An 18291-nucleotide genomic window follows, 5' to 3' on the forward strand; every position below is an offset into this window, starting at 1 on the left:
TAATAGCCAAGGAGTCAGTCATGGGTTTGCTAATAGAAGGACGCTGGCACGACCAGTGGTACGAAAGTAGCGCAGATGGCGCCTTCCAACGGGAACAGGCGCAACGCCGCAACTGGGTCACCGTCGACGGCCAACCTGGCCCGAGCGGTGATGGTGGCTTCAAGGCCGAAGCCGGCCGCTACCATCTCTATGTTTCACTAGCCTGCCCGTGGGCGCACCGCACCCTGATCCTGCGCAAGCTCAAAGGCCTGGAAAGCCTGATCGACGTGTCGGTGGTCAGTTGGTTGATGCTGGAAAATGGCTGGACCTTCGACAAGGCCCATGGCTCCACCGGCGACAAACTCGACGACTTTGCCTACATGCACCAGCGCTATACCGCCGATACCGCCGATTACACCGGGCGTGTCACGGTGCCGGTGCTGTGGGACAAGAAGCTCAAGCGCATCGTCAGCAATGAATCGGCGGAGATCATCCGCATGCTCAATAGCGCGTTCAACGGGCTAACTGGCAATAACCTGGACTTCTACCCCGAACCACTGCATCCCACCATCGATGCGCTGAACGAGCGGATCTATCCCGCCGTGAACAATGGCGTGTATCGCGCAGGCTTTGCCACGTCGCAGCAGGCGTATGAAAGCGCATTTGATGAGGTGTTTGCCGAACTGGATCACCTGGAACAACACCTGGGCAAGCATCGTTACCTGGCCGGTGAATACCTGACCGAGGCCGATGTACGACTGTTTACCACGCTGATTCGTTTTGATGCGGTGTATTACAGCCACTTCAAATGCAACCTACGGCGGATTGCGGATTATCCGAATCTGTCGAATTGGCTGCGGGAGCTGTATCAATGGCCGGGGGTGGCCGAGACCGTGGATTTTGCGCATATCAAGGGGCATTACTATGCCAGCCACCGGACGATCAATCCTACAGGAATTGTGCCGAAGGGGCCGTTGCAGGTGTTTGATAGCAAACATGATCGAGAAGGATTGAGCGGTAAAGAGATCTGGCGCTGATGCGCCAGCCTCATCGCGGGCAAGCCCGGCTCCCACAGTGGGTCTGTGTGCAGCCGGGCGAACAGGTTATACCTGGGACTGGGCGCCTTCAAACCACTTCAGCTTCTCACGCAACACCACCACTTCGCCTACGATCACCAGCGTCGGCGCATGCACTTCATGCTCCGCCACCAGGCGCGGCAAGTCGGCCAGGGTGCCGGTAAACACACGCTGGTTGGACGTGGTGCCTTGCTGGATCAGCGCAGCCGGGGTGTCCGCCGAGCGGCCATGGCGGATCAGTTGCTCGCAGATGATCGGCAAACCGATCAGGCCCATGTAGAACACCAGGGTCTGCGACGGTCCCACCAGGTCATTCCAGGGCAAATCCGAGGTGCCATCTTTCAGGTGGCCGGTGATGAAGCGTACCGATTGCGCATAGTCGCGATGGGTCAAAGGGATGCCAGCGTAAGCCGCGCAACCACTGGCCGCGGTAATCCCCGGCACCACCTGGAACGGGATGCCATTGGCTGCCAGCTCCTCGATCTCTTCACCGCCACGCCCAAAAATAAACGGATCGCCGCCCTTGAGGCGCAGTACACGCTTGCCCTGCTTGGCCAGTTTCACCAGTTGCTGGTTGATCTGGTCCTGCGGCACCGCGTGATCGGCGCGGCGCTTGCCGACATACACGCGCTCGGCGTCGCGCCGGCACAGTTCAAGAATCGCTGGCGCCACCAGGCGGTCATACAGCACCACATCGGCTTGCTGCATCAAACGCAGCGCGCGAAAGGTCAGGAGGTCCGGGTCACCAGGGCCTGCGCCCACCAGATACACCTCACCCGGGGCATGGGGCGGCTTGCCGTTGACTTTTTCTACCAGCAAACGCTCGGCTTCATCGCCTTGCCCAGCCAGTTGCCGATCAGCAATCGGGCCCTGGAAAACCTCTTCCCAGAAAGCCCGGCGTTGCTGCACATCAGGATACAAACCCTTGACCTGGGCGCGAAAGCGCGCGGCCAGCCCGGCCAATTGGCCGTAGGTGGACGGAATCCATGTTTCCAGCTTGGCGCGAATCAAGCGCGCCAGCACCGGCGCATCGCCGCCGCTGGACACTGCAATCACCAAGGGCGAACGGTCGACAATCGCCGGGAAGATCACGCTGCACAGTGCCGGCGCATCGACGACATTGACCGGTACGCACCGGCGCCGGGCATCGCTGGACACTTGCGCGTTCAGCGGCTCGTCGTCGGTTGCCGCGATGATCAGGGTGCAGCCATCAAGATCCGCCTCCTGGTAACCACGCACAATCAGCTCACCGCCACTGCCCTGCACCAGTTCACGCAACTGGTCTTCGATCAGGGGAGCAACCACCCGCAACAACGCGCCGGCATCGGCCAGCAGCCGGGATTTGCGCAAGGCAATCTCCCCGCCACCGACGACCAACACACGACTGCCGCGCAGGTTATGAAACAGTGGCAGAAATTCCATTTAGCCGATGACCTCAACGCCCGCCATGTACGGCTTGAGCACTTCAGGTACGCGGATCGAACCGTCGGCCTGCTGGTAGTTTTCCAGCACCGCGACCAGGGTCCGCCCTACCGCCAGGCCCGAGCCGTTGAGGGTGTGGACCAGCTCCGGCTTGCCGGTTTCCGGGTTGCGGAAACGCGCCTGCATACGTCGGGCCTGGAAATCACCGCAGTTGGAGCACGAGGAAATCTCGCGGTATTTGTCCTGGCTCGGCACCCAGACTTCGAGGTCGTAGGTCTTCACCGCGCTGAAACCCATGTCGCCGGTGCACAGCGCCAATACGCGGTACGGCAGCTCCAGCAGTTGCAGGACGCGCTCGGCGTTGGCGGTCAGGCCTTCCAGGGCTTCCATGGAGGTCGATGGCTCGACGACCTGCACCATCTCGACCTTGTCGAACTGGTGCTGGCGGATCATGCCGCGAGTGTCACGCCCCGAGGCACCGGCTTCGCTGCGAAAGCACGGGCTGTGGGCGACGAACTTGATCGGCAATTGCTTGGCGTCGAGGATCTCGCCGGCCACGATGTTGGTCAGCGACACTTCGGCGGTCGGGATCAGGTACAGATCGGCTTCGCCGTCGCGGCTGATCTTGAACAGGTCTTCTTCGAATTTCGGCAGTTGACTGGTGCCCATCAGCGCCGGCGCCTGCACCAGGTACGGGGTGTAAGCCTCTTCGTAACCATGCTCGCCGGTGTGCAGGTTGAGCATGAACTGCGCCAGGGCACGGTGCATGCGCGCGATCGGGCCGCGCAGCAAGGCAAAGCGCGCGCCGGACATTTTGGCCGCGGTTTCAAAATCCAGGCCGCCGGTCAATTCGCCCAGGGCCACGTGGTCCTTGATCTCAAAATCAAAGGTTTTTGGCGTGCCCCAGCGGCGTACTTCGACGTTGCCGTCTTCATCTTCGCCAACCGGTACCGACTCGTGCGGCAGGTTGGGAATACCCAGCAGGATCGAATCCAACTCGGACTGAATCTTGTCCAGCTCGACTTTACCGTCGGACAGCTCGCTGCCCATGCGCTCGACGTCCGCCATCAACGGCGCGATGTCTTCACCACGCTGCTTGGCCTGACCGATGGATTTGGAACGTGCATTGCGCTCAGCCTGCAGTGCTTCGGTGCGGGTCTGGACGGTCTTGCGCTGTTCTTCCAGCGCTTCGATGCGCGCAACATCCAAGGCAAAGCCACGGGATGCAAGGCGGTCCGCTACGTCCTGAAGGTTGCTACGTAACAGTTTGGAATCGAGCATGTCGGTCTCTCGTTTATCAAAGTTTGGTCAAGGACAGGCCAGCCCAGGTGGCAAGCAGCCCGCCGAATACACTGATGGCCACATAGCTTAAAGCCAGCGGCACTTGCCCGCTTTCCAGCAGGCGCACGGTATCCAGTGAAAAGGATGAAAAAGTCGTCAGGCCGCCAAGGAAGCCCACCATCAACCCGGCGCGCACTTCAACAGGCACTTCCGGGCGTAACAGGAACAGGCCGTATAACACCCCGATCAGCAGGCAGCCCACGATATTAACGGCCAGCGTCGCGGTATAGAAGTGTTTCGGCCAATTGGCGTTGATCCAATTGCCGGTGGCAAAGCGCAATAGGGTGCCGGCCACACCGCCTACGGAAACAGCAATCAGCAAGGGAATCATGGTTTTCTCCGCTGTTTGGGGCTCAGGCGGTCAAGTTGCGCCAGGTGGTTGAGCTTTTCCCCGATCTTCAACTCCAGGCCACGAGGCACCGGCTGGTAGAACGGTTGTGGCTCAAGGTCGTCGGGAAAGTAGTCTTCACCGGCGGCATAGGCATCTGGTTCATCGTGGGCGTAACGGTATTCGTCGCCGTAACCCAGTTGTTTCATCAGCTTGGTCGGCGCATTGCGCAGGTGCAGCGGCACTTCCAGCGAGCCATGCTCGGCCGCCGCACGCAGCGCCGACTTGAAGCCCATGTAAACTGCATTACTTTTCGGCGCGCAGGCCAGGTAGGTGATGGCCTGCGCCACCGCCAACTCGCCTTCCGGGCTGCCCAGACGCTCCTGGACCTCCCACGCCGCCAGGCACAGGCTCAGGGCCCGCGGGTCGGCGTTGCCAATGTCTTCGCTGGCCATGCGCACCACACGCCGGGCCAGGTACAACGGATCGCAGCCACCGTCGATCATGCGCGCAAACCAGTACAGCGCGCCGTCCGGGTTGGAACCGCGCACGGATTTGTGCAGCGCGGAAATCTGGTCGTAGAAGGCCTCACCACCCTTGTCGAAACGCCGCCGGGTATCGCCCAGCAGGCTTTGCAGCAGGTCGACGCCAATCTCGCTATTGTCTTCAGCCAGGTCAGAGGCGTTTTCCAGCAGGTTGAGGAAACGTCGGCCATCGCCGTCGGCCGCCGCCAGCAGGATCTTGAAACCCTCGTCACCCAGGCTCAGGTGGCGCTTGCCCAACCCCTTGTCCTCGCCCAGCGCCCGCTGCAGCAACCTCTGCATCGCGGCTTCGTCGAGGCTCTTGAGCACATACACCCGTGCCCGCGAGAGCAAGGCGTTGTTCAGTTCAAACGAGGGATTTTCCGTGGTGGCGCCGATAAAAATCAGCGTGCCATCTTCCACGTAAGGCAGGAACGCATCCTGCTGCGACTTGTTGAAGCGATGCACTTCGTCGACGAACAGGATAGTGCGCCGGCCATACTGCCCCGCCTGCTGCTTGGCGACTTCCACCGCCTGGCGGATCTCCTTGACCCCGGCCAATACCGCCGAGACCGTTTCAAAGTGCGCATCCGAGACTTTCGCCAGCAGTCGCGCCAGGGTGGTCTTGCCCACGCCCGGCGGCCCCCAGAAGATCATCGAGTGCAGGGCACCCTGCTCCAGGGCCTCACGCAGGGGCTTGCCGCGGGCCAGCAAGTGCTCTTGCCCGACATACTCATCCAGGTTGGTCGAGCGCAAGCGCGCGGCCAGGGGCTGGGCAATCGGGTCACTGCGAAACAGGTCCATGGGCAGCGATTTACTCCTGGATCACATCGGCACCCTTGGGGATGTCGAACTTGAACGTGGAGGCCGGGACCGGCTCATTGGCCTTGACCCCGGTGAACAAGATATTGGTGCGTTGGCCGACGCTGTCGACCAGTTGCATATCGTTGATCACGCCATTGCGAAACGACAGGCGCAGGCTGTCGAACAGCGTGTCCTTGGACTTGGGCTTGAGGGTGAAGTCGATCACGTTGCTTTGTTGCTTGGAGGTAATCTCGAAACTCTCGCTGATCTGCGACACATCACCCGACAGCAGCAAGGCCGGGGTCTGGCTCAGGCGTGGGTCGAGGGTCTTGATGGTCGCCTGCTCCAGGTCCGGGTCCCACAGCGTGACTTTCTTGCCATCGGAGACGATGGTCTGCTCGTTGGGCGCGTCGGTCTTCCAGAAGAACAGGCCTGGGCGTTGCACGGCCATTTCACCGGCTGTTTCCTGCAACTGAGTGCCACCACCGTCCAGGGTCAACTGGGAGAAGCGCGCAGTCAGGGTCTTGGATTTGTCCAGCAGGTTGGTCAGGCTCGCGACGGATGCCTGGTCTGCGTGGGCCGAAAACGCGGTCAGGGCCAATGCCGGCAACAACAGCATGCGGATAAGACGCATGGGAGTCCTCATAGAATAATGTGAAAGGCGCGCCGCATGCTGCCACGCGGCACGAGGTCAGTCGCGCATCGGCCCTGGCGCGATCACTTCGCGCGAGCCGTTGGTGTTCATGGCCGTGACGACGCCGGCCATTTCCATGGATTCGATCATACGCGCGGCGCGGTTGTAGCCGATCTTCAGTTTACGTTGCACCGCCGAGATCGAGGCGCGACGGCTTTCCAGCACGAACGCCACCGCTTCGTCGTACAGCGCGTCGGTCTCGGCATCATCGTCGCCGCCGCTGCCACCGTCGAAGCCGCTACCGGCCTCCTCGACACCGGCCAGGATATCGTCGTTGTATTCCGGCGCGCCGCGCAGTTTCCAAGCCTCGACCACACGATGCACTTCGTCATCGGAAACGAAGGCGCCGTGAACACGGATCGGTAGGCTGGTGCCGGGCGGCATGTAGAGCATGTCACCATGGCCCAGCAGCTGCTCGGCGCCGCCCTGGTCGATGATGGTCCGTGAGTCGATCTTGCTCGATACCTGGAACGCCATACGGGTCGGGATGTTGGCCTTGATCAGGCCGGTAATCACATCCACCGACGGCCGCTGGGTCGCGAGGATCAAGTGGATCCCGGCCGCACGGGCCTTCTGCGCGATACGCGCGATCAATTCTTCGACCTTCTTGCCGACGATCATCATCATGTCGGCAAATTCGTCGACCACCACGACAATGGTCGGCAGCTTGGTCAGTAGCGGCGCTTCATCGTGAATGCTTTCGCGCTTGTACAGCGGGTCGGTCAGCGGTGTGCCGGCGTCCTGGGCTTCCTTGACCTTGGCGTTGAAGCCAGACAGGTTACGCACGCCCATCTTCGCCATCAGCTTGTAGCGCCGCTCCATCTCGGCCACGCTCCAGCGCAGGGCGTTGGCGGCGTCCTTCATGTCGGTCACCACCGGGCACAGCAGGTGCGGGATGCCTTCGTAGATCGACAGTTCAAGCATCTTCGGGTCGATCATGATCAGCTTGGCGTCTTCCGGGCCGGACTTGAACAGGATCGACAGGATCATTGCGTTCACACCCACCGATTTACCGGAACCGGTGGTACCGGCAACCAGCAGGTGAGGCATTTTCGCCAGGTCCGTGATCACCGGCTTACCGCCAATGTCATGCCCGAGAGCCAGGGTGACCGGCGATTTGAAGTTGTCGTATTCCGGGGTCGACAGCACTTCGGAGAAGCGCACGATCTGCCGGTCTTCGTTGGGAATCTCGATACCCACGGTGGTTTTGCCGGGAATTACTTCCACCACGCGCACGCTGGTCACGGCCAGGGAGCGCGCCAGGTCTTTGGCCAGGTTTGCAATACGGCTGACCTTGACCCCAGCGGCCGGCTGGATTTCGTAACGGGTGATCACAGGGCCCGGGTGAATCGAGTCCACCGACACCTCGACGCCAAACTCCTTGAGTTTGATTTCCAGCAGATGGCCGACCGCCGCCAGGGATTCCGGGGAATAGTTGAGCTGTTTCTTTTCTGCCGGATCGAGGATCGAGATCGGCGGCAAGGTGCCTTCGACGGCGCTGTCGATAAATAGCGGCGCCTGCTTTTCCTTTTGCACGCGATGGCTTGGCTCGGGCGCCTTGACCGGAACCGGGGCGATAACCGGCGGCACTTGCTTCTCGCGGTCGGACATGTGCTTGGTCAGGGCCTGCTCGCGTTCGATCAGGCGCTCCTTGACCTTGGCCTGCTCACGGCGGTCCGGCGTGCTCGGGGCCACTACTTCGTTGACCCGGGTATCGACTTCACGCAATTGCGCAACCATGCGCTTGCGGTCCACACGGGCGGCCCACCAGCGGTTGGCGGCACCCTGGAACAGCTCGAACAGGTCGAGGGTGATCTTGCCGGTCACATCCATGACCTTGAACCACGACAAGTCGGTAAATACCGTCAGGCCGAACAGGAACAGGGCGATGAACATCAGTGTGCTGCCCTGGATATTCAAGGTCTTGCGCGCCAGGTCACCCAGGCTTTCGCCCAGGGCACCACCCGCACCCGCCGGCAGGCCAGTCGGCGCATGGAAATGAATATGTGCCAGCGCCGCGCCCGACAACACCAGGAACACCAGGCCGATCAGGCGCCAGGAAAACAACCAACCGCTCCACTGCCACGGCTCATGGCGCTGGCGGAAGATCTGCCAGGTCTTGATCGCCAGCAGCAGCGGGAAGATATAAGCGAAATAGCCGAGGATCATGAACAGGATATCGGCGCTGTAGGAGCCCACGGGCCCGCCGAAGTTCTGCACATCGTCGATCTTGCTGTTATGGCTCCAGCCTGGATCATCCTTGCCATAGGTCAGCAAGGCCATCATCAGGAACAGGCATAAAGCACCGATGGCAATCAGCGCGCCTTCCTTGAGCCGATAGTGCAGGTGCTGGCGCCAGGCCGGTACCACTGCTGTTTTGGGTGCTGCGGCGGATTTCTTCAAAACGGGTCTTTTCCTGCGCCTTAAGCGCGTCCAACAATTGAATGACTATAAAAATACTGCCCAATCCGGGCAGATGAAAAGTGAACGAGCGTCGTCAAACGTCCTTTAACACTTCGTGACTCATTCATGAACGGGCGTTAATGCCGGCCCACAAGGACATAGTGCCGCCATTGTACGGGTTTGTGTGCCCGTTGCCACGCTGCCGGCCTCGCTCATGGAGCATAGACAAGCGCATTGTTCATACGCTTCAATTTGAGCATGCATTGTCTTTACTGACAAAGGCTTATGAGCTGTTTTTATCAGACTGGACAAGCTTTACCCAGCATTCCCGCCCAACGGATGGCGACATGACGCGATTACGACCGCACCACCGCTATAGAGTTGCAGAAACACGCGCTCATGCATCAAGGCATTGATTACATGATCGGGCTGGCCGAGTGGCGCCGGGTCGACAATAATCACTGCTTACACGACGGGCCCTGGCCTGTCACCGCCCTCCCCTTCCGTAAGCCCGACTACCCATGCTCACCTGGCTGCAACGCAACACCCTGACGTTTCCACCGCTGGCCAAAGCCATGCGTGAACCCAACGGCCTGCTGGCTGCCGGTGGCGACCTGTCTGCCGACCGCCTGGTCCAGGCCTATCGCCATGGCTGCTTCCCCTGGTTCTCCGAAGGCCAGCCCATCCTGTGGTGGTCGCCAGACCCGCGCACGGTGCTGTTCCCCACAGAGCTGCACGTGTCCCGCAGCCTCGCCAAGCTGCTGCGCCAGCAACGCTACGAGATGACCTTTGACCAGGACTTCGCCGCCGTCATCCAGGCCTGTGCTGCGCCTCGCAGCTATGCAGACGGCACCTGGATCACCGAGGCCATGCAGAATGCCTACCTGCAACTTCACCAACGGGGCTATGCCCATTCCGTCGAGGTATGGGACCAGGGCGAACTGGTCGGCGGCCTGTATGGCCTGGCCATGGGCCAGCTGTTTTTTGGCGAATCGATGTTCAGTCGCGCAGACAACGCCTCGAAATACGGCTTTGCCACGCTCGTCAGGCAATTGCAGGCCTGGGGCTTTGTGCTGATCGACTGCCAGATGCCCACCGATCACCTGCACAGCCTCGGTGCCCGCGCCATTCCCCGCAGCGACTTTGCCGGTTACCTGCGCGACCATCTTGATCAAGCCAGCAGTGGGCCATGGGTTTCTTAGGCGACTTGCGCGCACCTGGCTTACACTTATTTCAAAGCTTATCCGAGGGTTGATCATGACCGAGTTGGCGCGCTTGAAGTTTTATGCCACTCAACCCCACTCTTGCAGCTACCTGCCCGAAGAACAGGCCACCACGCTGTTCCTCGACCCCAGCCAGCCGATGGACGTGCATGTGTATGCCGATCTGTCAGAGATGGGGTTTCGGCGCAGCGGCGACCACCTGTACCGGCCGCACTGCCAGAACTGCAACGCTTGTGTGCCGGCGCGCATCCCCGTAGCGCAATTTTTGCCGGACCGTAATCAAAAACGCATCCTCAAGCGCAATGCCGACCTGATCGTGACCCCCGCCAAGCCCGGCTTCAGCGAAGAGTACTTCGATCTTTACCAGCGCTATATCGAACAACGCCACGCCGACGGCGATATGTTCCCACCCAGTCGTGACCAGTTTTCCACGTTCCTGGTGCGCGACCTGCCGTTCTCGCGCTTCTACGAGTTCCGCCTTGAGGGAAGGCTGCTGGCGGTCGCGGTCACCGACCTGCTGCCCAATGGATTGTCGGCGGTCTATACCTTTTATGAACCCGCCGAAGAGCGTCGCAGCCTAGGGCGTTTTGCCATTTTGTGGCAGATCGGTGAAGCATCCAGGCAAAATCTGGAAGCGGTGTACCTGGGATACTGGATCAAAAACTGCAAAAAGATGAACTACAAGACCCAATATCGGCCCATTGAGCTACTAATTAATCAAAGATGGGTCACGCTTAACTAGAACCCCTTGGCTTAAACACCCTTTTTCGGGCACAATGCACGCCGCTTTTGCCTGGCGCAGTTGCACCGGGCCATTCACTGGATACCGAGGGCTTTACTGCATGTCGAAAGAAGACAGCTTCGAAATGGAAGGCACTGTCGTCGACACCCTGCCCAACACCATGTTTCGTGTGGAGTTGGAAAATGGGCACGTCGTAACCGCGCATATCTCCGGCAAGATGCGCAAGAACTACATTCGTATTCTTACCGGTGACAAAGTGCGCGTCGAGCTGACGCCCTATGACTTGAGCAAAGGGCGCATCACTTACCGCGCCCGCTAAACAAGTCAATACAAGACGCCCGGTTATGCCGGGCGTTTTTGTGTGTGTGGGATTTAACCAGCACCGCAGAATGAGTGTGGGAGCAGGCTTGCCTGCTCCCACATTTGATCTTCATTGACTGGGATTTGGCGGGCAGCAAAAAGGCGCCTTTCGGCGCCTTTTCTACTACTGTGAAGCATCAGGCCATTTCAGCAGTGGTCTCGAACTCGAAGGTCAGCTCGCCGTCCTTCAAATCGATATGCACCACGCCACCATGGTCGGAGAGCTCGCCAAACAGGATCTCTTCGGCCAACGGCCGCTTGATCTTGTCCTGGATCAGACGCGCCATTGGACGAGCGCCCATTGCCGCGTCGTAACCACCCTCGGCGATCCAACTGCGTGCCGCTTCCGTCACCTCCAGCTGTACGCGCTTGTCTTCCAACTGCGCCTGAAGCTCGGTAAGGAACTTGTCCACCACGCTCTTGATAACCTCATGACTGAGGCGACCAAACTGGATAATGGTGTCCAGGCGGTTGCGGAACTCCGGCGTGAAGCTCTTCTTGATCACTTCCATGGCGTCGGAAGAGTGATCCTGATGAGTAAAGCCAATGGAAGCCCGCGCGGCCGTCTCGGCACCGGCGTTAGTGGTCATGATCACGATCACGTTGCGGAAATCCGCCTTGCGCCCGTTGTTGTCGGTCAGGGTCCCGTGGTCCATCACCTGCAGCAGCAGGTTGAAGACTTCCGGGTGAGCCTTTTCGATTTCATCGAGCAGCAGTACGCAATGCGGCTGCTTGGTGATCGCCTCGGTCAACAGGCCGCCCTGGTCGAAGCCGACATAGCCCGGAGGCGCACCGATCAGGCGCGACACAGTGTGGCGCTCCATGTATTCGGACATATCGAACCGCACCAGCTCAATGCCCATGGCCTTGGCCAACTGCCGCGCGGCTTCGGTCTTGCCGACGCCGGTAGGGCCGGCGAACAGGAACGAACCCACCGGTTTGTCCGGCGACTTGAGGCCGGCCCGGGACAGCTTGATCGCCGTCGACAGCGAATCAATCGCCGCATCCTGGCCAAACACCGTCAGCTTGAGATCGCGCTCCAGGTTACGCAGCAGCTCCTTGTCGGAACTGGTGACGTGCTTTGGCGGAATACGCGCGATTTTCGCCACGATATCCTCGACCTGGGCCACTTCGATGCGCTTCACGCGCTTCTCTACCGGCTGCAGGCGCTGGTAGGCACCCGCTTCGTCAATCACATCAATGGCTTTGTCCGGCATGTGCCGGTCATTGATGTAGCGCGAAGCCAGCTCGGCGGCTGCACGCAGCGCCTCATCACTGTATTCGATGCCGTGGTGTGCTTCGAAGCGTCCTTTCAGGCCGCGCAGGATGCCAATAGTGTCTTCAACCGAAGGCTCGGACACGTCGACTTTCTGGAAGCGCCGTGCCAGGGCACGGTCTTTTTCGAAGATCCCGCGAAATTCCTGGAACGTGGTCGAGCCGATGCAGCGGATATCACCCGAAGACAGCAGCGGCTTGAGCAGGTTGGACGCATCCATCACCCCACCGGAAGCCGCACCGGCGCCAATGATGGTGTGGATCTCATCAATGAACAGGATCGCCTGCGGACGCTTTTTCAGCTCGCCAAGCAAAGCCTTGAAACGCTTTTCAAAGTCGCCACGGTACTTGGTCCCGGCGAGCAGCGCCCCCAGGTCCAGGGAGTAGACAACGCTGTTGGCCAGCAGGTCAGGCACCTGGTTATCAACAATGCGCTTGGCCAGGCCTTCGGCAATCGCGGTCTTGCCCACGCCCGCCTCGCCCACCAGCAAAGGGTTGTTCTTGCGACGACGCGCGAGGATCTGCGCAACACGCTCAACTTCCATCTCGCGCCCCACCAGCGGATCGATCCGCCCCTGGCGCGCCAGTTCGTTGAGGTTGCTGGCGTAGGCATCCAGCGGGTTGCTTGAAGAAGAAGACTCACCGCCCTCGTCATCTTGCATATCCTGCTCACCCTCGGAGTGATCGCCATGCCCTGGCACTTTCGAGATGCCATGGGCGATGTAGTTGACGACATCGATACGCGCCACGCTCTGCTGCTTGAGCAGGAATACCGCCTGGCTTTCCTGCTCGCTGAAGATGGCAACCAATACATTGGCGCCCGTCACTTCCCGCTTGCCGGAGCTCTGCACGTGGAAGACAGCACGCTGCAACACCCGCTGGAAGCCCAGAGTTGGCTGGGTCTCGCGGTCCTCGTCATGCACGGGGATCAGTGGCGTGGTGGAGTCGATAAACTCCTGCAAATCATGCTTGAGCTTGTCGAGGTTGGCGCCGCACGCACGCAGGACCGTGGCGGCAGCTTCGTTATCCAAAAGTGCCAGCAGCAGGTGTTCGACGGTCATGAATTCATGACGCTTCGAACGGGCCTCCTTGAAGGCAAGATTGAGGGTGACTTCGAGCTCGCGGTTTAACATAGCTTCACCTCATACCCAAGTGGTCGGAGTTAACCGTCCTTCTCGATTTCACAGAGTAGCGGATGCTGGCTTTCCCTGGCGTACTGGTTGACCTGCATGGCCTTGGTCTCGGCGATGTCGCGGGTAAACACTCCACATACTGCCCGTCCTTCTGTGTGAACGGCCAGCATTACCTTGGTCGCCAACTCGCGGTTCAGATTAAAAAACACCTCGAGCACTTCGACGACGAAATCCATCGGCGTGTAGTCATCATTGAACAAAACCACCTTGTACATCGGCGGCGCCTGTAAAGCAGGCTTGGCCTCCTGAACAGCGATGCCTGCAGAACCGTCATCGTCTTCTAGATGATCCGGGCGATCCTGATTGAATGTTAGTCGAATCTGGCTGAATGCATGCATGGAAAGAAAGGTTCGTCTGTTGTGCATTTACAGTGATGGGGGCGACCTGTCAGAAATTCAACTCCGACCGACTGGTCACCTTGACTATCGGCAAAACGGTGTTACAACCAATAGAACCCACAGTGGGTAAAAAAGGTCCGCGCAGTCAACCTTATTTATTCGGGTTAGGACGGATAAACTGGATGATACTCCAGTGATGGAGTCTGGTGCAGAGGGATATGGGTATGTCTGGCGTCAAGATCAGTGGCAAGGTCAAATGGTTCAACAATGCCAAGGGGTACGGCTTCATTAATGAAGACGGCAAGGAAGAAGACCTTTTTGCGCATTATTCGGCAATTGCCATGGAGGGCTATAAAACGCTGAAAGCAGGTCAATTGGTGTCCTTTGAAATCATCCAGGGGCCCAAGGGCCTGCATGCTGTAGCTATCAGTGCAGCAGGCGCGACCGCACCCGGGAAACAGCACGAAGACAAGCACAACAATAAAGGTAAACCCGCTCATTCCAAAGAGCAGCAAACGGCCTGATCAGCCACTGCGCATTAAAAAACGGCCACCCTGAGCTATCAGGATGGCCGTTTTTTATAGCCTTCGACTTACATATGTGAAATCAGCGCATCACCGAAACCCGACGACGACACCAACTTGGCGCCGTCCATCAGACGCTCGAAGTCATAGGTCACGGTCTTGGCCGAAATCGCCCCGTTGGTGCCCTTGATGATCAGGTCGGCCGCCTCGGTCCAGCCCATGTGGCGCAGCATCATTTCCGCCGACAGAATCAGCGAACCCGGGTTGACCTGGTCCTTGCCGGCGTATTTTGGCGCAGTACCGTGGGTGGCTTCGAACATTGCCACGGTGTCGGACAGGTTGGCGCCCGGCGCAATACCGATGCCGCCCACTTCTGCCGCCAGGGCGTCGGAGAGATAGTCACCGTTGAGGTTGAGGGTGGCGATCACGTCGTATTCGGCCGGGCGCAGCAGGATCTGCTGGAGCATGGCGTCGGCAATCGCATCCTTGACCACTACATTGCGGCCAGTGCGCGGGTTCTTGAACTGCATCCACGGCCCGCCATCAAGCAGGGTTGCGCCGAACTCTTCGGCCGCCACTTCGTAGGCCCATTCCTTGAAGGCACCTTCGGTGAACTTCATAATGTTGCCTTTGTGCACGATGGTCAGCGACTCACGGTCGTTATCCACTACATATTGCAGGGCCTTGCGCGCCAGGCGCTTGGTGCCCTCTTTGGAAACCGGCTTGATGCCAATCCCGCAATCCTGGTCGAAACGAATCTTGGTAACACCCATCTCTTCCTTGAGGAACTTGATGACCTTGATGGCCTCAGGCGAACCGGCCTTCCACTCGATGCCGGCGTAAATATCCTCGGAGTTCTCACGGAAGATGGTCATGTCCACATCGCCAGGCTTCTTGACCGGGCTTGGCACACCTTCGAACCAACGCACCGGACGCAGACATACATACAGGTCCAGTTGCTGGCGCAGGGCCACGTTCAGCGAGCGGATACCACCACCGACCGGCGTGGTCAGCGGGCCCTTGATGGAAACTACGTAGTCCTTGACCGCGTCCAGGGTTTCCTGGGGCAGCCAGGTGTCCTGGTCGTAAACTTGAGTCGCCTTCTCGCCGGCATACACCTCCATCCAGGAGATTTTGCGCTTGCCGCCGTAAGCCTTGTTAACAGCTGCATCGACCACCTTAATCATCACCGGGCTGATGTCGACGCCAATACCGTCACCTTCGATGAAGGGAATGATCGGGTTGTCAGGAACATTGAGAGAATGGTCTGCGTTGACGGTGATTTTGTCGCCGACTGCCGGAACCTGAATCTTCTTGTATCCCATGCTGAACTCCGTTTGTGGATTGAACATCTGGCTGTGCCCGAGCCTACTCCAGTTGTATGTGGACTGGAACCTTGCACCCGGCACATTTGCTGCGAAAACCGTAGATTTAGTCGCCTACAACCTTGAAACAAAAGGGAAAAACGCCAAACTTGAGCACTGTGTGCGACTTTAGGCGCAATCCGGTCCCTGCGACCTTTAGACCAATGGACGACCCACCTTTTGTATGAAGGCTCGGCGTAAGCATAGCGACCTATGTATAATGCCGCCGCTGACCAAAGAGTCACGACGGCCGACCGCTCTATATCGAGCACCTGCGCCTGAAAAAGCCGGGCTGCCACCGTAGCCCACCCGCTTGACGCTCGACTGATGCAACCCAACATCACCGCGAAGAAACATCGACATTCGGCTCATGGATGACTTTGAACGAACGCGCTTTACCCGGCGCATCTCGAGTTTCCGCGCACGCTTTTAGCAAAGAAGAGAGTTAATCCGAATATGCCCACCCGCTCGAAGATCATCTATACCTTCACCGACGAAGCCCCAGCCCTCGCCACCTATTCACTGCTGCCTATCGTAGAGGCCTTCACCGCTTCCGCTGATATTGAAGTGGAAACCCGCGACATCTCCCTCGCAGGGCGCATCCTCGCAAGCTTCCCCGAGCAACTGGGCACCAAGGCCGTTGCGGACCACCTCGCCGAACTGGGCGCCCTGGCCGTTACCCCTGAAGCCAATATCATCAAGCTGCCTAACATCAGCGCCTCGACCCCGCAGCTGCAAGCCGCGATCAAGGAACTGCAGGCCCAGGGCTACGCCCTGCCGGACTACCCGGAAACCGTAACCACCGACGCGGAAAAAGAAACCCGTGCACGTTACGACAAGGTCAAGGGCAGCGCCGTAAACCCGGTCCTGCGCGAAGGCAACTCCGATCGCCGCGCGCCACTGTCGGTCAAGAACTACGCACGCAAGCACCCGCACAAAATGGGCGCCTGGGCCGCTGACTCCAAGTCCCACGTGGCTCACATGAGCAACGGCGACTTCTACGGCAGCGAAAAAGCCGTACAGATCGAAGCCGCCGATGCTGTCAAAATCGAGCTGGTCGGCAAGGATGGCAGCACCACCATCCTGAAAGAAAAAACCTCCGCACTGGCCGGCGAGATCCTCGACAGCGCCGTGCTGAGCAAGAACGCCCTGCGCGCGTTCATTGCCGCCGAAATCGAAGACGCCAAGAAACAAGGCGTGCTGCTGTCGGTCCACCTCAAAGCCACCATGATGAAGGTCTCCGACCCGATCATGTTCGGCCAGATCGTTGCCGAGTTCTATAAAGACGCCCTGGCCAAGCACGCCACTGTGCTGGAGCAGATCGGCTTCAACCTGAACAACGGCATCGGCGACCTGTACGCCCGCATCAAGGCCCTGCCGGCCGACCAGCAAGCGCAGATCGAAGCTGACATCCAGGCGGTCTACGCCGCTCGCCCTTCCCTGGCGATGGTCAACTCCGACAAAGGCATCACCAACCTGCACGTGCCGAGCGACGTAATCGTCGACGCCTCGATGCCGGCCATGATCCGTGACTCCGGCAAGATGTGGGGCACTGACGGTCAGTTGCACGACACCAAGGCCGTGATCCCGGATCGCTGCTACGCCACCATCTACCAGGCGGTCATCGAAGACTGCAAGGCCAATGGCGCCTTCGATCCAACCACCATGGGCAGCGTGCCAAACGTTGGCCTGATGGCGAAGAAAGCCGAAGAGTACGGCTCCCACGACAAGACTTTCCAGATCAAGGCCGACGGCGTAGTCCGCGTCACCGACAGCCAGGGCAAGCTGCTGATGGAACAGTCGGTTGAAGCCGGCGACATCTTCCGCATGTGCCAGACCAAAGACGCTCCGATCCAGGACTGGGTCAAACTGGCCGTCAACCGCGCCCGCGCCAGCAACACCCCGGCCATTTTCTGGCTGGACCCGCTGCGCGCCCACGACGGCGTAGTGGTCGAGAAAGTCCAGGCCTACCTGAAAGACCACAACACTGAAGGCCTGGACATCCGCATCATGTCGCCGGTCGACGCGATGAAGTTCACCCTGGAACGCACCCGCAAGGGCCTGGACACCATCTCGGTGACCGGCAACGTACTGCGCGACTACCTGACTGACCTGTTCCCGATCATGGAACTGGGCACCAGCGCCAAGATGCTGTCGATCGTGCCGCTGATGAACGGTGGCGGCCTGTTCGAAACCGGCGCTGGCGGTTCGGCGCCAAAACACGTGCAGCAACTGCTGGAAGAAAACTTCCTGCGTTGGGACTCCCTGGGCGAATTCCTGGCCCTGGCAGCCTCCCTTGAGCATTTGGGTGTGAACTACAACAACCCGAAAGCCCTGGTACTGTCCAAAACCCTGGACCAGGCTACCGGCCAGTTCCTCGACAACAACAAGTCGCCATCGCGCAAAGTCGGCAACATCGACAACCGCGGCAGCCACTTCTACCTGGCGCTGTACTGGGCACAAGCCCTGGCCGCCCAGACTGAAGATACTGCGCTGCAGGCGCAGTTCGCTCAACTGGCAAAAACCCTGGCCGAGAACGAGGCAACCATCGTTGCCGAACTCAACGCCGTACAGGGCAAGCCAGTGGACATCGGCGGCTACTACGCGCCGAATCCTGAGCTGACCAGCAAGGCCATGCGTCCAAGCAACACCCTCAATGCGGCGATTGCTGCACTGGTGTGATGCGCTGATGTGACGATGCTTG

At 59.5% G+C, this 18291-nt stretch carries 15 protein-coding genes; 6 read left to right on the forward strand and 9 right to left on the reverse strand.

The window, feature by feature from the left end:
• Positions 1 to 20: 20 nt before the first annotated feature.
• Complete coding sequence (locus tag HBO05_RS22610) at positions 21 to 1016, forward strand: glutathione S-transferase family protein (protein WP_172314111.1); 996 nt, start codon at positions 21 to 23, stop codon at positions 1014 to 1016.
• A gap of 66 nt (positions 1017 to 1082) precedes the next feature.
• On the opposite strand, the gene cysG is transcribed toward HBO05_RS22610, so the two are convergent.
• From cysG to HBO05_RS22640, 6 genes are read right to left on the reverse strand one after another with little or no spacing between them, the layout of a single operon-like run.
• The gene (cysG, locus tag HBO05_RS22615; RefSeq protein WP_029293572.1) at positions 1083 to 2477 is read right to left on the reverse strand and encodes a siroheme synthase CysG; all 1395 of its coding nucleotides are present in this window, start codon (positions 2475 to 2477) and stop codon (positions 1083 to 1085) included.
• Complete coding sequence (gene serS, locus HBO05_RS22620) at positions 2478 to 3758, reverse strand: serine--tRNA ligase (protein ID WP_076963826.1); 1281 nt, start codon at positions 3756 to 3758, stop codon at positions 2478 to 2480.
• Between the two features lie 16 nt (positions 3759 to 3774).
• On the reverse strand, positions 3775 to 4149 hold the full coding sequence (crcB, locus tag HBO05_RS22625; protein ID WP_172314113.1) for a fluoride efflux transporter CrcB: 375 nt from the start codon (positions 4147 to 4149) through the stop codon (positions 3775 to 3777).
• Positions 4146 to 5471, reverse strand: a complete 1326-nt coding sequence (locus HBO05_RS22630) for a replication-associated recombination protein A (protein WP_169954339.1) — start codon at positions 5469 to 5471, stop codon at positions 4146 to 4148. The genes crcB and HBO05_RS22630 overlap by 4 nt, the downstream gene beginning before the upstream one ends.
• A 10-nt stretch (positions 5472 to 5481) precedes the next feature.
• The gene (gene lolA, locus HBO05_RS22635) at positions 5482 to 6105 is read right to left on the reverse strand and encodes an outer membrane lipoprotein chaperone LolA (RefSeq protein WP_029293564.1); all 624 of its coding nucleotides are present in this window, start codon (positions 6103 to 6105) and stop codon (positions 5482 to 5484) included.
• A gap of 57 nt (positions 6106 to 6162) precedes the next feature.
• Positions 6163 to 8568, reverse strand: a complete 2406-nt coding sequence (locus HBO05_RS22640; RefSeq protein WP_170043097.1) for a DNA translocase FtsK — start codon at positions 8566 to 8568, stop codon at positions 6163 to 6165.
• A 521-nt stretch (positions 8569 to 9089) separates the two neighbouring features.
• On the opposite strand from HBO05_RS22640, the gene aat reads away from it, so the two are divergent.
• From aat to infA, 3 genes are all read left to right on the forward strand, one after another.
• The gene (gene aat, locus HBO05_RS22645; protein WP_172314115.1) at positions 9090 to 9770 is read left to right on the forward strand and encodes a leucyl/phenylalanyl-tRNA--protein transferase; all 681 of its coding nucleotides are present in this window, start codon (positions 9090 to 9092) and stop codon (positions 9768 to 9770) included.
• 55 nt (positions 9771 to 9825) lie between these two features.
• Entirely contained in the window at positions 9826 to 10533 is a 708-nt protein-coding gene (locus HBO05_RS22650; RefSeq protein ID WP_169954342.1) for an arginyltransferase, read from the forward strand.
• A 100-nt stretch (positions 10534 to 10633) separates the two neighbouring features.
• The gene (gene infA, locus HBO05_RS22655; RefSeq protein WP_002553999.1) at positions 10634 to 10852 is read left to right on the forward strand and encodes a translation initiation factor IF-1; all 219 of its coding nucleotides are present in this window, start codon (positions 10634 to 10636) and stop codon (positions 10850 to 10852) included.
• A 178-nt stretch (positions 10853 to 11030) separates the two neighbouring features.
• Here infA and clpA read toward each other — a convergent pair whose 3' ends face one another.
• On the reverse strand, positions 11031 to 13301 hold the full coding sequence (gene clpA, locus HBO05_RS22660; RefSeq protein ID WP_070995983.1) for an ATP-dependent Clp protease ATP-binding subunit ClpA: 2271 nt from the start codon (positions 13299 to 13301) through the stop codon (positions 11031 to 11033).
• 29 nt (positions 13302 to 13330) lie between these two features.
• Positions 13331 to 13699: an ATP-dependent Clp protease adapter ClpS gene (clpS, locus tag HBO05_RS22665; protein WP_029293391.1), complete on the reverse strand. Its 369-nt coding sequence runs from the start codon at positions 13697 to 13699 to the stop codon at positions 13331 to 13333.
• 224 nt (positions 13700 to 13923) lie between these two features.
• Between clpS and cspD the strand changes: the two genes are divergently transcribed.
• Complete coding sequence (gene cspD, locus HBO05_RS22670; RefSeq protein WP_169954343.1) at positions 13924 to 14223, forward strand: cold shock domain-containing protein CspD; 300 nt, start codon at positions 13924 to 13926, stop codon at positions 14221 to 14223.
• A 68-nt stretch (positions 14224 to 14291) separates the two neighbouring features.
• Here the strand turns inward: cspD and icd are convergent, their stop codons facing one another.
• A complete protein-coding gene (icd, locus tag HBO05_RS22675; RefSeq protein WP_169954344.1) occupies positions 14292 to 15548 on the reverse strand; it encodes an NADP-dependent isocitrate dehydrogenase in 1257 nt (418 codons plus the stop codon).
• Positions 15549 to 16043: 495 nt separating this feature from the next.
• Here icd and HBO05_RS22680 point away from each other — a divergent pair, with 495 nt between their 5' ends.
• Complete coding sequence (locus HBO05_RS22680) at positions 16044 to 18269, forward strand: NADP-dependent isocitrate dehydrogenase (protein ID WP_169954345.1); 2226 nt, start codon at positions 16044 to 16046, stop codon at positions 18267 to 18269.
• The last annotated feature ends 22 nt before the right edge of the window (positions 18270 to 18291 follow it).

This window comes from Pseudomonas sp. WS 5079 (assembly GCF_012985465.1).
GTDB lineage: Bacteria > Pseudomonadota > Gammaproteobacteria > Pseudomonadales > Pseudomonadaceae > Aquipseudomonas.

Coding starts and splice junctions, on each gene's coding strand:
- HBO05_RS22610 (WP_172314111.1), top strand. CDS start 21: ATGGGTTTGCTAATAGAAGGACGCTGGCACGACCAGTGGTACGAAAGT.
- cysG (WP_029293572.1), bottom strand. CDS start 2,477: ATGGAATTTCTGCCACTGTTTCATAACCTGCGCGGCAGTCGTGTGTTG.
- serS (WP_076963826.1), bottom strand. CDS start 3,758: ATGCTCGATTCCAAACTGTTACGTAGCAACCTTCAGGACGTAGCGGAC.
- crcB (WP_172314113.1), bottom strand. CDS start 4,149: ATGATTCCCTTGCTGATTGCTGTTTCCGTAGGCGGTGTGGCCGGCACC.
- HBO05_RS22630 (WP_169954339.1), bottom strand. CDS start 5,471: ATGGACCTGTTTCGCAGTGACCCGATTGCCCAGCCCCTGGCCGCGCGC.
- lolA (WP_029293564.1), bottom strand. CDS start 6,105: ATGCGTCTTATCCGCATGCTGTTGTTGCCGGCATTGGCCCTGACCGCG.
- aat (WP_172314115.1), top strand. CDS start 9,090: ATGCTCACCTGGCTGCAACGCAACACCCTGACGTTTCCACCGCTGGCC.
- HBO05_RS22650 (WP_169954342.1), top strand. CDS start 9,826: ATGACCGAGTTGGCGCGCTTGAAGTTTTATGCCACTCAACCCCACTCT.
- infA (WP_002553999.1), top strand. CDS start 10,634: ATGTCGAAAGAAGACAGCTTCGAAATGGAAGGCACTGTCGTCGACACC.
- clpA (WP_070995983.1), bottom strand. CDS start 13,301: ATGTTAAACCGCGAGCTCGAAGTCACCCTCAATCTTGCCTTCAAGGAG.
- clpS (WP_029293391.1), bottom strand. CDS start 13,699: ATGCATGCATTCAGCCAGATTCGACTAACATTCAATCAGGATCGCCCG.
- cspD (WP_169954343.1), top strand. CDS start 13,924: ATGTCTGGCGTCAAGATCAGTGGCAAGGTCAAATGGTTCAACAATGCC.
- icd (WP_169954344.1), bottom strand. CDS start 15,548: ATGGGATACAAGAAGATTCAGGTTCCGGCAGTCGGCGACAAAATCACC.
- HBO05_RS22680 (WP_169954345.1), top strand. CDS start 16,044: ATGCCCACCCGCTCGAAGATCATCTATACCTTCACCGACGAAGCCCCA.